General features: G+C 65.6%; 12 protein-coding genes. 9 read left to right on the top strand and 3 right to left on the bottom strand.

The genetic code is table 11. The features are described 5' to 3' along the window. The first annotated feature begins 122 nt into the window (after positions 1-122). The 7 genes from ftsE (at position 123) to ACW5IY_RS19825 (ending at position 6285) form a co-directional block, all read left to right on the top strand. Entirely contained in the window at positions 123-809 is a 687-nt protein-coding gene (ftsE, locus tag ACW5IY_RS19855) for a cell division ATP-binding protein FtsE (RefSeq protein ID WP_019338976.1), read from the top strand. Between the two features lie 3 nt (positions 810-812). Continuing rightward, the gene (ftsX, locus tag ACW5IY_RS19850) at positions 813-1760 is read left to right on the top strand and encodes a permease-like cell division protein FtsX (RefSeq protein ID WP_049436839.1); all 948 of its coding nucleotides are present in this window, start codon (positions 813-815) and stop codon (positions 1758-1760) included. A 7-nt stretch (positions 1761-1767) separates the two neighbouring features. Continuing rightward, positions 1768-2610, top strand: a complete 843-nt coding sequence (locus ACW5IY_RS19845; RefSeq protein ID WP_049436840.1) for a response regulator — start codon at positions 1768-1770, stop codon at positions 2608-2610. Then, the gene (gene ung, locus ACW5IY_RS19840; protein WP_049436841.1) at positions 2607-3320 is read left to right on the top strand and encodes a uracil-DNA glycosylase; all 714 of its coding nucleotides are present in this window, start codon (positions 2607-2609) and stop codon (positions 3318-3320) included. The genes ACW5IY_RS19845 and ung overlap by 4 nt, the downstream gene beginning before the upstream one ends. A 278-nt stretch (positions 3321-3598) precedes the next feature. Continuing rightward, a complete protein-coding gene (rpoH, locus tag ACW5IY_RS19835; protein ID WP_049428989.1) occupies positions 3599-4474 on the top strand; it encodes an RNA polymerase sigma factor RpoH in 876 nt (291 codons plus the stop codon). 348 nt (positions 4475-4822) lie between these two features. Next, positions 4823-5794: an RHS repeat domain-containing protein gene (locus tag ACW5IY_RS19830; RefSeq protein WP_239519187.1), complete on the top strand. Its 972-nt coding sequence runs from the start codon at positions 4823-4825 to the stop codon at positions 5792-5794. A gap of 59 nt (positions 5795-5853) precedes the next feature. Then, positions 5854-6285 carry a DUF2247 family protein gene (locus tag ACW5IY_RS19825; protein ID WP_158003716.1) on the top strand — a complete coding sequence of 144 codons (432 nt, stop codon included), beginning with the start codon at positions 5854-5856 and terminating at the stop codon, positions 6283-6285. A gap of 149 nt (positions 6286-6434) precedes the next feature. On the opposite strand, the gene purD is transcribed toward ACW5IY_RS19825, so the two are convergent. The 3 genes from purD to purH are packed head-to-tail and all read right to left on the bottom strand — an operon-like array spanning position 6435 to position 10255. Further along, complete coding sequence (purD, locus tag ACW5IY_RS19820) at positions 6435-7718, bottom strand: phosphoribosylamine--glycine ligase (RefSeq protein WP_049436842.1); 1284 nt, start codon at positions 7716-7718, stop codon at positions 6435-6437. A 58-nt stretch (positions 7719-7776) separates the two neighbouring features. Next, a complete protein-coding gene (locus ACW5IY_RS19815) occupies positions 7777-8655 on the bottom strand; it encodes a hypothetical protein (protein WP_049436843.1) in 879 nt (292 codons plus the stop codon). A gap of 16 nt (positions 8656-8671) precedes the next feature. After that, a complete protein-coding gene (purH, locus tag ACW5IY_RS19810) occupies positions 8672-10255 on the bottom strand; it encodes a bifunctional phosphoribosylaminoimidazolecarboxamide formyltransferase/IMP cyclohydrolase (RefSeq protein ID WP_049436844.1) in 1584 nt (527 codons plus the stop codon). Positions 10256-10478: 223 nt separating this feature from the next. On the opposite strand from purH, the gene ACW5IY_RS19805 reads away from it, so the two are divergent. Further along, complete coding sequence (locus tag ACW5IY_RS19805; RefSeq protein WP_019338967.1) at positions 10479-11096, top strand: CDP-alcohol phosphatidyltransferase family protein; 618 nt, start codon at positions 10479-10481, stop codon at positions 11094-11096. A 34-nt stretch (positions 11097-11130) separates the two neighbouring features. Next, positions 11131-12882 carry a bifunctional alpha/beta hydrolase/class I SAM-dependent methyltransferase gene (locus ACW5IY_RS19800; RefSeq protein ID WP_049436845.1) on the top strand — a complete coding sequence of 584 codons (1752 nt, stop codon included), beginning with the start codon at positions 11131-11133 and terminating at the stop codon, positions 12880-12882. Positions 12883-12905 lie beyond the last annotated feature (23 nt).

Genomic DNA, 12905 nt, shown 5'->3' with positions numbered 1-12905 from the left:
TAGCACCCGACCGTTGGTCGGGTGGCTTTAAGGGTGTGCCGACCAACGGTCGGCACCCACCAGGCCGGACCGGTGGCACCCACCATCTCCACGCCGTCGCGCCGGTCCTGCATAATCGGGGCATGAGTGTCCTGCGCTTCGACAATGTCAGCAAACAGTACGCCGGTGGCCACGAGGCACTGACCGATGTCAGCTTCGAGGTCGCGCCGGGCGAGATGCTGTTCGTCACCGGCCATTCCGGTGCGGGCAAAAGCACCCTGCTCAAGTTGATCCACCTGGACGAGCGGCCCAGCCGCGGTGCGGTGGTGTTCGACGAGCGTAACCTGCTGAAGGTGCGTGGCGGCGACGTGCCCCGCCACCGTCGCGCGGTGGGTGCGGTCTACCAGGACCATCGCCTGCTGATGGACCGCTCGATCGCCGAGAACGTGGCGTTGCCGCTGATCCTGCGCGGCACCCGCCGTGGCGACATCAACAAGCGCGTGCGCTCGGTGCTGGAGCGGATGGGCCTGGGCCATCGCGAGAAGGCGCTGCCCTCGCAGCTGTCGGCCGGCGAGCAGCAGCGCGTCGGCATCGCCCGCGCCATCGTCGGCGAACCCAAGCTGCTGGTGGCCGATGAGCCGACCGGCAACCTCGACCCGACCCTGGCGGCGGAGATCATGGCCCTGTTCGCCGAGCTGCCCGCGCGCGGCACCAGCGTGCTGGTGGTCAGCCACGACCTGCCGCTGCTGCGCCGCATGCGCAAGCGCGTGCTGATCCTTGACCACGGCCGGCTGGTGGATGACATCTCGCCGCAGGACCTGGCGGAGTAATCGATGGCGAAGAACGAAAACAGCGAAGCCGCCGCCCCCTCGCGCGTGGGCGTCTGGTTCCAGCACCACGTGCACAGCGTGGTGTTCAGCCTGGGCCGCGCCTGCCGCAAGCCGTGGGCGACCCTGCTGACGGTGATGGTCATGGCGCTGGCACTGGCCCTGCCGCTTGGCCTGTCGATCGCGCTGGACAACCTCAAGCAGTTCGCCGGCAGCGTGCAGCAGTCGCGCGACATCAACGTGTTCCTGAAGGGCAACGTCGATGGTCCCGGCGCGCTGCGCCTGGCCGGCCAGCTGCGCGACCGCGACGACGTGGCCGAAGTGAACGTGCGCACGCCCGAGCAGGGCCTGCAGGAACTGCGCGATGCCGGCCTCGGTGAGGCGATCGACGCACTCAACGATAATCCGCTGCCCTCGCTGCTGGTGATCACCCCGGGCCAGGGCAAGGACGACGCACGCCTGGCGCGCGCGCTGGAAAGCCTGCCCGAGGCCGACCTGGTGCAGCACGACGCACTGTGGCGCCAGCGCCTGGATGCCTGGCTGGCGTTCGGCGCACGGCTGGTGCAGGTGCTGTCGGTACTGCTCGGCGTGGGCGCCGCGCTGGTGGTCGGCAACACCGTGCGCCTGGATATCCAGGCGCGTCGCGAAGAGATCGGCGTGCTGCAGCTGCTCGGCGCCAGTGATGGCTTCATTCGCCGCCCGTTCCTGTACCTGGGCGCGTGGTATGGCCTGGGTGCCGGCGCGGTGGCGCTGGCCCTGATTGCTGCGGCCGGCGCCGCCCTGCGCGTGCCGCTGGCCGAACTCTCGCGCAGCTACGGCAGCCCGTTCGTGCTGCATGGCCTGGATCTGCTGCATGGCGGCCTGGTCCTGCTCGGCACGCTGCTGCTGGGCTGGCTGGGGGCATGGCTGGTGACCGGCCACTTCCTCCGCCAGACCCGCCCGACCGACACCTGAGACCGGCATGCAACCGCAAGTGTTGAAGCACCTTGAAGGGCCCGCGACGCGGGTGATGGTGGTCGATGGCTCGAAGCTGGTGCGAAAGCTGATCGCCGACGTCCTGCAGCGTGACCTGCCGGGCGTGGAGGTGATCGGCTGCGACAGCATCGAGGAGGCGCAGCTGGCGCTGGCGCAGGGCCCGGTGGATCTGGTGACCACCTCGCTGACCCTGCGTGATGGTGACGGCCTGGCACTGGCGCGGATGGTGCGCGAAGCCGCTGGCCAGGCCTACGTGCCGGTGATCGTGGTCTCCGGCGATGCCCAGCAGCATCTGGAGCAGCGCCGCTTCACCGAGTACGTCACCGACTATTTCGACAAGGCGCTGGGCCACGAGGCACTGGCCACCTTCGTCCGTGGCTATGTGCAGCCGCAGACCATTCCCGGCGCCACCATCCTCTATATCGAGGACAGCCGCGTGGTGGCCGAGGCCACCAAGCGCATGCTGGAACGCCAGCAGTTGAACGTGCTGCACGTGGTCAGCGCCGAAGAGGCGTTCACCCTGCTTACCGCCGAGTCGCTGGGCCGCAGCCGCCACCGTATCGACCTGGTGCTGACCGATGTCACCCTGAAGGGCGAGCTGAGCGGCCGCGACGTGGTGCAGCGCGTGCGCGTGGACTTCGGTTACGGCAAGCGCCGCCTGCCGGTGCTGGTGATGACCGGCGATGGCAATCCGCACAACCAGACCGGGCTGCTGCAGTCCGGCGCCAACGACCTGGTGCTCAAGCCGATCGAAGAACGGCTGCTGGTCACCAAGGTACTGTTCCAGCTGCGGCTGGCCCGATTGAACGATGGACCCCTGATTCGATGATGGATGAAGTAGCCGGCACCCCGACGATCCAGCTGGAACCGAGTTGGAAGCAGCATGTCGGCGATTACCTGCTGCAGCCGCAGATGCGCGAGCTTTCCAGCTTCCTGCGCCAGCGCAAGGCCGCTGGTGCGGCAGTGTTCCCGCCTGGCCCGCAGATCTTTGCTGCGTTCGACGCCACGCCGTTCGAGCAGGTAAAGGTGGTCATCCTCGGTCAGGACCCGTACCACGGCCGAGGCCAGGCCCATGGCCTGAGCTTCTCGGTGCAGCCGGGCGTACCGGTGCCGCCGTCGCTGCTGAACATCTACAAGGAGATCGAGAGCGATCTCGGCCTCCCGCGCCCTGACCATGGCTGCCTGATTCCGTGGGCGCAGCGTGGCGTGCTGCTGCTCAACGCGGTGCTGACGGTGGAAGAGGGCAAGGCCGGTGCGCACCAGGGCCGTGGCTGGGAAGGCTTCACCGATCACGTGGTGGACGTGCTCAACCGCGAACGCGAAGGCCTGGTGTTCATGCTCTGGGGCGCCTATGCGCAGCAGAAGGGCAAGGTGATCGACACCCGACGCCATCGCGTGCTGAAGTCGCCGCACCCGTCGCCGCTGTCGGCCCACCGAGGCTTCCTCGGCTGCCGGCATTTCTCGATGGCCAACGAGTACCTGCAGCGCCGCGGGCAGGCCCCGATCGACTGGTCGCTTCCACCACGTTCGGCGCTCTGAGCACGGGCGCCCGGCCCGGGCTGAACGTCGGGCAACGTTTCCGGCCCTGAATGGGCCTTCGGGATGGCCTGTTCAGCTCCGCTTGACCCGATTCGGCCGGTTTCCGGTGGGTAATTGCTTGAATTCCAAGGGATTGTGAATCCCGAAAAGCGTGCTCGCCACTGTCATCAAATCGCGCTACGGTAGGGCTCTGTTTGGGACCAGTGTTGCATCAATAGGATGCTGGAACTTTTTCCTCCTTTAGCAGTCCAAATCCCGGACTGCTAAGATGGGTGCCTATGAGCCAGAACACCTCTACTGCCCTTGTGGCAAACAATCTCCCGATTCCCAGTGCGCTCGGTTCGCTGGACGCCTACATCGGTGCCGTGCACCAGATCCCGGTGCTGTCGGTCGATGACGAACAGGACCTGGCCCGTCGCTTCCGCGACGGCAACGATCTGGACGCCGCCCGCGAGCTGGTGCATTCGCACCTGCGCTTCGTGGTGCACGTGGCCCGCGGCTACAACGGCTACGGCCTTGCCCTGGGCGACCTGATCCAGGAAGGCAACATCGGCCTGATGAAGGCGGTCAAGCGCTTCGACCCCGAAATGGGCGTGCGCCTGGTGTCCTTCGCCGTGCACTGGATCCGTGCCGAGATGCACGAGTTCATCCTGAAGAACTGGCGCATCGTCAAGGTCGCTACCACCAAGGCGCAGCGCAAGCTGTTCTTCAACCTGCGCAAGTCGAAGACGCGCCTGGGCTGGATGAACGCGGCTGAAGTCAGCGCAGTGGCCAAGGACCTGAACGTGTCCGAGCGTGAGGTCATGGAAATGGAATCGCGCCTGTCCGGTCGCGATATCGGTTTCGATGCGCCCACCGACGAGGACAACGAACATGCGCCGCCGTCGCCGGCCGCGTTCCTGGTTGCCAACGACGAAGATCCGTCGATGGCCTATGAGCGTGCCGACAGCGAAGACAACCAGATGCAGCTGCTGCGCGAAGGCCTGGCCGAGCTGGATGCCCGTTCGCGCGACATCATCCGCCGCCGCTGGCTGGATGCCGACAGCAAGGTGACGCTGCAGGAGCTGGCCGACGAGTACGGCGTGTCGGCCGAGCGTATCCGCCAGGTGGAAGCGAACGCGCTGAAGAAGATGAAGGCGCTGTTCACCGCGTAAGGCATAGATCTTTGGTTCGGTTCCTGTTTCCGGCCCCCGTTCTGATGAAAAGCCCCGGCGTTGGTCGGGGCTTTTCGTTTGACCGGCATGGCTGTTGGTAATGCGGGCCGCTGATCGGCTGCTTCAGTAGTACCAGCCCATGGCGGGCAGTCATGCGCTTCCGGTAGCCGTTCAATCCCTCGAGAGGTTTATAGCCAAGGGCCTGGTCCAATTCAGAATGGTCCCTCTGGCCTCAGTCCTGGAGTTGGACTCCGATGACTGCCTTCCTGTGCTATGAATGCCAAGCCTTGCTTCAAGGCTCTTTCATGGATTGGAATGATGCGCAGGTTCGGGGGAACTGCAGGCGGTGTGTCGACCCGCCTCGGGGGATTTGAAGATCGAACTCGCAAGCTGGGTGCCATAGGCGTCTGGCTGTGCTGCGTGCTGCTAATGGGCCTTGGCCTGTCACCATCCGCAATCGCCCAGACAACGATCACATACATTCACACTGATGCCCTCGGCTCGGTTGTGGCGGAAAGCGATGCCAACGGCAACGTCATCAAGCGATATGACTACGAGCCCTACGGGGCCGTGGTAGGCGGTCAGGTCACGGATGGACCTGGGTACGCCGGACATGTGAGCGACTCGGCTACAGGGCTGAGCTACATGCAACAGCGCTACATGGATCCACAATTGGGCGTGTTTCTGTCGGTAGACCCAGTCACCGCTCACCAAATGCCAGTTGAGCAGTTCAATCGGTATCGGTACGCGAACGGGAATCCGTACAGGTTCGTCGATGCGGATGGAAGGCAGGCCGCAGAGCGATTCGTTGAGCAGCATCGGAGAGATATTGCTGCCGGAAATGGCGCCGTATACGAGCCGATGAGACCGGCCGCAATCGCCGTTACAGCGGCAATGGCTGCCCCAGTGCTGATCGAAGCTGGCATGGTTGCGATGGCCAATCCAAGTGTCGTATCGGCAGCTACCAGTATCGCTGCTGATATCGCAGGAGTTACAGGTGCCGGTGGAGCAGGTGTTGCGGCATCCAAAGCTCTGAGTGCAGAAGGTCGGGCACTTTTGAATTCCCGGCCTGTTGGAAGTGCACTGAAAGCGGACGCTGGGCACAATTCAGCGACCTTTATGCGAGAGACCGCTGCAGAAGCAGGTGTTCATACTCCATTGACAGGAGGCGACGGCGTGGTTCGCACTCTGACTCAGCTACCCGGTGAACTCAATGGAAAGGCTGGTCGGTTTGAATACATAGTCGACAAGGCTGGCGACTTGACCCATCAAAGATTTGTGGAAGGTGGCAGCATGAACGGAATACCAAACAAGAAGTGAGTGTCTACATGAGAACGTATGACTGTATTCAACCCTATGGGCCCTGGAGTCAGGCCGAGGTGGCGTGGGCACTGGGGCGCCATCTGATTGACTTTGAGGTTGCGAAGCACTGCGCGTCGGAGCAGAAGGGACTGGAAGAGAAGTTCAATCTGAACTCCTTGATTGAAAGACTTGAAGGGGCTTTTCCCGATGAGCGTAATAGCGTAGCTGCGCAGTTGGCGGCATTCGACAAGAACTCAAACGAGGATGAGATTTTCAGAAGATGGCTGGTTGCATTTCTCGCGGACGCTTACGCTAAGCGCGATGAGATTGCTGATCCGCTCGGAGAGGTTGAGAGGATCTACGCTGATTTTGATTACCCGGAGTCTCTGGAGAGCTTTGTCAGGTACATGCCAGCTTCTGATGGGTATGATCCGGCTGCGCACTCACATGAGCAGAATGTTGCGCGGCTCTTCGAGAACTGGAAGCGTTATCTTGACTCGGCGAAGTAGCAGATTCACTCAGCGTAATTTCCTTCGCTTGACGTGCGTCGCTTCTTCCCGAAGCGCACCGTCCCGGCTTCCATGCCGAGGACGGTGAAGACTCCCAGAATCCGTGATCTGGTTCCATGCAGGAAGCTGTGTAGTGGATCTACCAGGTCTCACCCCTCGCGCGCGATCGCGCGCCAACCAATGTCGTTGCGGTGGAACTCGTTGGCCCACGTCACCTTGGCCACGCCGGCATAGGCATTGGCCTGTGCGTCGCGCACGCTGTCGCCCAGTGCGGCCACGCACAGCACGCGGCCACCGGCACTGAGCACTTGGCCCTGCGCGTCCAGCGCGGTGCCGGCATGGAACACCTTGGCGCTGGCCGGCACATCGGCCAGACCGGAAATCACATCACCGGTGATCGGCGATTCCGGGTACGGCTTGGCGGCCAGCACCACGCCCAGCGACGGGCGCGGGTCCCACTGCGCCTCCACCTGGTCCAGACGGCCATCAATAGCCGCTTCCACCAGGTCCACCAGGTCCGACTGCAGGCGCAGCATCACCGGCTGGGTTTCCGGATCGCCGAAGCGCACGTTGAACTCGATCACCTTCGGCGCGCCGCTGGCGTCGATCATCAGGCCAGCATAGAGGAAGCCGGTGAAGGGAATCCCGTCGGCGATCATGCCCTGCACGGTCGGGTTCACCACTTCGCGCATCACGCGGGCATGCACCTCCGGGGTGACCACCGGGGCCGGCGAATAGGCACCCATGCCACCGGTGTTCGGGCCGGTGTCGCCGTCGCCGACGCGCTTGTGGTCCTGCGAGGTGGCCATCGGCAGCGCGTGCACGCCGTCCACCATGGAAATGAAGCTGGCTTCCTCGCCATCGAGGAACTCTTCGATCACCACGCGGGCGCCGGCATCGCCGAACGCGTTGCCCGAGAGCATGTCACGCACGGCGTCCTCGGCTTCGGCCAGGGTCATCGCCACGATCACGCCCTTGCCGGCGGCCAGACCATCGGCCTTGACCACGATCGGTGCGCCCTTCTCGCGGATGTAGGCCAGGGCGGCGTCCACATCGGTGTGCACGGCATAGAACGCGGTGGGGATGTTATGGCGGGCCAGGAAGTCCTTGGCGTAGGCCTTGCTGCCTTCCAGCTGCGCGGCGGCGGCGGTCGGCCCGAAGATGCGCAGGCCGGCGGCACGGAAGCGGTCAACCACGCCGGCCACCAGCGGTACTTCCGGGCCAACCACGGTCAGCGCCACGCCTTCGGCCTGGGCCAGCGCCAGCAGGCCTTCAATGTCAGTCACTTTCACCGCCACGTTGCGGCACTTGTCTTCGCTGGCGGTGCCGGCGTTGCCGGGCGCAACGATCACTTCGGTGACACGGGAGGACTGGGCCAGCTTCCATGCCAGGGCGTGTTCGCGGCCGCCAGAGCCGATGACAAGTACGTTCATCACGAGATTCCAGATTGCGTGGGAAGGGAAGGTCGATGTCCCCGTCGGCGCGCGTTGCTCACTCGCAGCCTTCGCGTCGCAGCGATTCGGGGAAGGAATAGGCCCAGGTCTTCGGGTCCAGGGTAAAGCGGTGTTCCTGCCGGACCTGCTTGCCGCCGCAGGTGGTGCCGGTTTCCTCGATCAGCAGCGGCCAGATGCGCGCGCTGCGATCGCTGTCGTCGAAACGCAGTGCGAAATCGATGCTGAAGCGGCGGGTACGGCAGTCCTCGACGGTCTCCGGGTCGCTGCTGGCCCCCAGGTTGTCGCACTCGTACTGGGCGTCATTGTCGATATGGCTGCGCACACTGCCACTGGCAACCAGGCCCTTGGGGCCTGGCAGGATCAGCGACTGTGAGAGCAGCGAGAAACCCTGCCCGAACCAGCCGTCTTCGACCCGGAAGCCATAGAAGTCACTGCCGGCGCGGATGATGCTGGCGGTGCCGGGCTGGCCACCGCTGCCGAAGCGCTCGCCGGTCAGTTCGCTGGTCACTTCGAAGCCATCGCCCTTCGGGCGCAGCACATAGAAGTCGATCGTGCCCGGGTCGATATGCGCGCCTTCGGACAGTGCGCCGCAGACCGCCAGCAACTGCTGCCAGCTGTCACCGCTCACCACCGGTTGCTCGGCGCAGAGCTGCCAGTCCATCGGACGGGTTTCGCCATCGTCGACCCAGCTGCCGTGCCATTCCCCGGAGAGCCTGGCGTTCTTGCCGTAGCGCTGGATCAGGAAGGCCTGCAGCCGCGCGGTGCGGCTGACCTGCTGTTCTGGCGCGGTGGGTGCCACCGCAGGCGCATCCACCTTCGGCGCCATGCTGGGCTCGGCAGCAGGCTTGCAGCCCGCCAGCATGGCCGCACCCGCGAGGGCGAGCACGGCCAGCGATTTCATTGAAACTGTGGACATCCGTGTCGCTCCAGCATCAGTGGCGGAAGTGGCGCACGCCGGTGAACACCATGGCCAGGCCATGTTCGTCGGCGGCGGCGATCACTTCGGCATCGCGCATCGAACCGCCCGGCTGGATCACCGCCTTGATGCCGGCGGCAGCAGCGGCGTCGATGCCGTCGCGGAACGGGAAGAACGCATCGGAGGCCATCACCGAACCCTCGACCACCAGGTTCGCATCGGCGGCCTTGATGCCGGCGATGCGCGCCGAGTACACGCGGCTCATCTGGCCGGCGCCGACACCGATGGTGCGGTTGTCCTTGGCGTAGACGATCGCGTTGGACTTCACGAACTTGGCCACCTTCCAGGCAAACAGCAGGTCGGTGAACTGCTTGTCGGTCGGCGCCAGCTTGCTGACCACCTTCAGCTCGTCGCGGGTCATGCCGCGGTTGTCCGACGACTGCAGCAGCAGGCCCGAGCCGACGCGCTTGCTGTCGAAGTTGTTCAGGCCATCGCCATGCGGGATGCGCAGCACGCGCACGTTGGCCTTCTTCTGCGCGTATTCCAGCGCGGCCGGCTCGTAGTCCGGGGCGATCAGCACTTCGACGAACTGGCGGTCGAGGATCACCTTGGCGGTGGCGGCGTCCAGCGGCGTGTTGAAGGCGATGATGCCGCCGAAGGCGCTGGTCGGGTCGGTGGCGTAGGCCAGCTCGTAGGCATCGCCGTTGCCGGCACCGACGGCCACGCCGCACGGGTTGGCGTGCTTGACGATCACGCAGGCCGGCGCCTCGAACTGGCGCACGCATTCCCACGCCGCATCGGCGTCGGCCAGGTTGTTGTAGCTCAGTTCCTTGCCCTGCAGCTGCTGGAACGTGGCCAGCGTGCCCGGCACCGGGTACAGGTCGCGGTAGAAGGCGCCGCTCTGGTGCGGGTTCTCGCCGTAGCGCAGGTCCATCACCTTCACGAAGGTGGAGTTCATCTGCGCCGGGTACTCGGCACGGGCCGGCACGGCCGCGTCGGTGGCGGTGACCGCCGACAGATAGTTGCTGATCGCTGCATCGTACTGGGCGACGCGGTTGAACGCGGCCACCGAGAATGCGAAGCGGGTGGCGGCCGTCAGCTGGCCGTCGTGGGCCTCCAGCGAGGCCAGCAGCTCCGCGTACTGCGACGGATCGGTGGCCACTGCCACGCGGGCGAAGTTCTTGGCTGCCGAACGCAGCATGGCCGGGCCGCCGATGTCGATGTTCTCGACCGCATCGGCCAGGGTGCAGTCGGCCTTGGCGGTGACCGACTCGAACGGGTACAGGTTCAGCACCAGCAGGTCGATGGCGCCGATGCCGTGCTCGGCCATCACTGCATCATCCAGGCCGGAACGGCCCAGCAGGCCGCCGTGCACCATCGGGTGCAGGGTCTTGACCCGGCCGTCCATCATTTCCGGGAATCCGGTGACCTCGGCCACGTCCTTCACGGCCAGGCCCGCATCGCGGATCGCCTTGGCGGTGCCGCCGGTGGACAGCAGCTCCACGCCGCGTGCCGCCAGCGCAGTGGCCAGCTCGACCAGACCGGTCTTGTCGGAAACGGAGAGGAGGGCCCGGCGGACGGGCAACAGATCAGCAGTCATGGGACAGAATCGGCAGCGGAGCGGGGCCGATATTGTAGGCGGTGGGGGCCCGTGGCGGGCGCTGGAAGGGGTAATTTGCCGTGGCAATCGGTGTAAGGCCGGGTCGGGCACACCGATCCGGCCCGATCCGGAGTCTGGGCTGCGGACCAGAGCCGGGTTGTCGGAATCTGCCAACGATGGGGTAGGCTGTGCCCGCACTGCCAAGGATCAGCGGGTACGGATCATGTCGATCTATGCATTGAAGGGACGTTTCCAGGACCTGTTGCGTCCAGCCGTACGCGGTCTGTTCCGCATGGGGATCACTGCCAATACGGTGACCGTGGCCGCTGCCGTGGTCTCGCTGCTGGTGGCCGCGGCCGTGTGGTGCTGCGCGCCTGCCCAGCCTCTGCTGTACCTGCTGCTGCCGTTGTGGATGCTGCTGCGCATGGCGCTCAACGCCGTGGACGGCATGCTGGCGCGCGAATTCGGCCAGCAATCGCGGCTGGGCGCCTATCTGAACGAAGTGTGCGATGTGATCGCCGATGCGGCGCTGTACCTGAGCCTGCTCAGCGTACCTGGCGTGCGCCCGGAGGCGCTGTGGCTGCTGGCCTGGACGGCGGCGCTGAGCGAGTACGCCGGCGTGCTGGGGCTGATGGTCGGTGCCAGCCGCCGCTATGACGGCCCGATGGGCAAGAGCGACCGCGCCTTCGTGATCGGCGCGCTGGGCTTGCTGCTGGCCTTCGGCTGGGGCGGTGCACTGACGGTCAGCGGCGTGGCTGCAGCCATGGCAGTGTTGTGCGTGCTGACGATGATCAACCGCGTCCGTCGCGGACTGCGGGAAGCGGCGGTTTCGCCGAATTAATCAAGCAGATACAAAAAGACAATCAGGAGATTGCATGCGTCAGGCGCAGGAACGGGAATTCCACAGCTTCGACCAGGTACCGCTGTTCTACCGGTACTGGGCGGGCACCACCGCAACCCCGGCCACCAAGGCCATCGTGCTGCTGCACCGCGGCCACGAGCACTCCGGCCGGGTCACCCACCTGGTCGATGAGCTGGACCTGCCCGACACCGCCTTCTTCGCCTGGGATGCGCGCGGCAATGGCCGCTCGCCGGGTGCACGTGGCGATGCACCGGGCTTCCCGGCGCTGGTGCGTGATCTGGACAGCTTCATTGCCCACATCGGCGCCGAGCACGGTATCGCGGTGGAAGACATCGTGGTGATCGCGCAGAGCGTGGGGGCGGTGGTTGCCGCGACCTGGGTGCACGATTACGCGCCGCGCCTGCGTGCGCTGGTGATGGCTTCGCCGGCGTTCAAGGTGAAGCTGTACGTGCCGTTCGCACGCCCAGGCCTGGCATTGATGCAGAAGCTGCGCGGCAATTTCTTCGTCAACAGCTACGTCAAGCCGCAGTGGCTGACCCACGACCCGGCACGGGTGGAAAGCTACCGCACCGATCCGCTGATCACCCGCCCGATCTCGGTGCGCGTGTTGCTGGGCCTGTACGAGGCCGCCGACCGCATCGTGGCCGATGCGCAGGCGATCAGCGTGCCGGTGCAGCTGCTGGTGTCCGGCTCCGACTTCGTCGTGCATCGTGGCCCACAGGACCGCTTCTACGAGCGCCTGTCCAGCCCGATCAAGGAGCGCGTGCACCTGCCGGGCTTCTTCCACGACACCCTGGGCGAACGTGATCGCGCGCCGGCACTGGCGCGCATCCGCAGTTTCATCCAGGCGCGCTTCGCCGAACCGCTGCGCGAGTTGTCGCGTCGTGACGCACACCGGCATGGGCCGACCTTCGAGGAATCGGAGATCCTGGCGTGGCCACCGGAACGTAACAGCCTGGCCGACCTGCGCTGGCGCGTGGTGCGTGGCGGCCTGCGTTTCGGCGGCACGTTGTCCGAAGGCATCGCACTGGGCCTGCAGACCGGTTTCGATTCCGGCAGCACGCTGGACTACATCTATCGCGACCAAGCGCGCGGCAAGGGCCCGCTGGGGCGCATGGTCGACCGCAATTACCTGGACGCAATCGGCTGGCGCGGAATCCGCATCCGTGGCCAGCACCTGCAGGAACTGCTGCGCGATGCTGCCCAGCGCCTGCGCGGGCAGGGCACACCGGTGCGCGTGCTGGACGTGGCCGCCGGGCATGGCCGCTATGTGCTGGAAGCGCTGGGCCAGGGCGAACAGCGCGCCGACCGCATCGTGCTGCGTGATTTCAGCGATCTGAACGTGATCCAGGGCCAGGCCTTGATCGAGCGCCTCGGTGCGGCCGACATCGCACGCTTCGAGCAGGGCGATGCGTTCGATCCGGCGCAACTGGCGGCGGTGGACCCGGCGCCGACGCTGGCGGTGGTATCGGGCCTGTACGAACTGTTCCCCGACAACGATGCCGTGCTGCGCTCGCTGAAGGGTATTGCCGCAACGGTGCCGGTGGGCGGCTACCTGGCCTACACAGGCCAGCCCTGGCACCCGCAGCTGGAATTCATCGCGCGCGCGCTGACCAGCCACCGCGGCGGCGCCGCGTGGGTGATGCGCCGCCGTACCCAGCAGGAGATGGATGAGCTGGTGCGCCTGGCCGGGTTCGAGAAGGTGGCGCAGCGCATCGACGACTTCGGCATCTTCACCGTGTCGCTGGCGCGCCGGACCGCGTGATGGCGACGCTTGCTGCAACCCCG

The organism is Stenotrophomonas sp. C-A (assembly GCF_054030835.1).
This window is presented reverse-complemented; position numbering and strand designations above follow the sequence as displayed.

Bases quoted from the DNA above. Each gene is read 5' to 3' on its own strand.
- ftsE (WP_019338976.1), top strand. From the start codon at position 123: ATGAGTGTCCTGCGCTTCGACAATGTCAGCAAACAGTACGCCGGTGGC.
- ftsX (WP_049436839.1), top strand. From the start codon at position 813: ATGGCGAAGAACGAAAACAGCGAAGCCGCCGCCCCCTCGCGCGTGGGC.
- ACW5IY_RS19845 (WP_049436840.1), top strand. From the start codon at position 1,768: ATGCAACCGCAAGTGTTGAAGCACCTTGAAGGGCCCGCGACGCGGGTG.
- ung (WP_049436841.1), top strand. From the start codon at position 2,607: ATGATGGATGAAGTAGCCGGCACCCCGACGATCCAGCTGGAACCGAGT.
- rpoH (WP_049428989.1), top strand. From the start codon at position 3,599: ATGAGCCAGAACACCTCTACTGCCCTTGTGGCAAACAATCTCCCGATT.
- purD (WP_049436842.1), bottom strand. From the start codon at position 7,718: ATGAACGTACTTGTCATCGGCTCTGGCGGCCGCGAACACGCCCTGGCA.
- ACW5IY_RS19815 (WP_049436843.1), bottom strand. From the start codon at position 8,655: ATGTCCACAGTTTCAATGAAATCGCTGGCCGTGCTCGCCCTCGCGGGT.
- purH (WP_049436844.1), bottom strand. From the start codon at position 10,255: ATGACTGCTGATCTGTTGCCCGTCCGCCGGGCCCTCCTCTCCGTTTCC.
- ACW5IY_RS19805 (WP_019338967.1), top strand. From the start codon at position 10,479: ATGTCGATCTATGCATTGAAGGGACGTTTCCAGGACCTGTTGCGTCCA.
- ACW5IY_RS19800 (WP_049436845.1), top strand. From the start codon at position 11,131: ATGCGTCAGGCGCAGGAACGGGAATTCCACAGCTTCGACCAGGTACCG.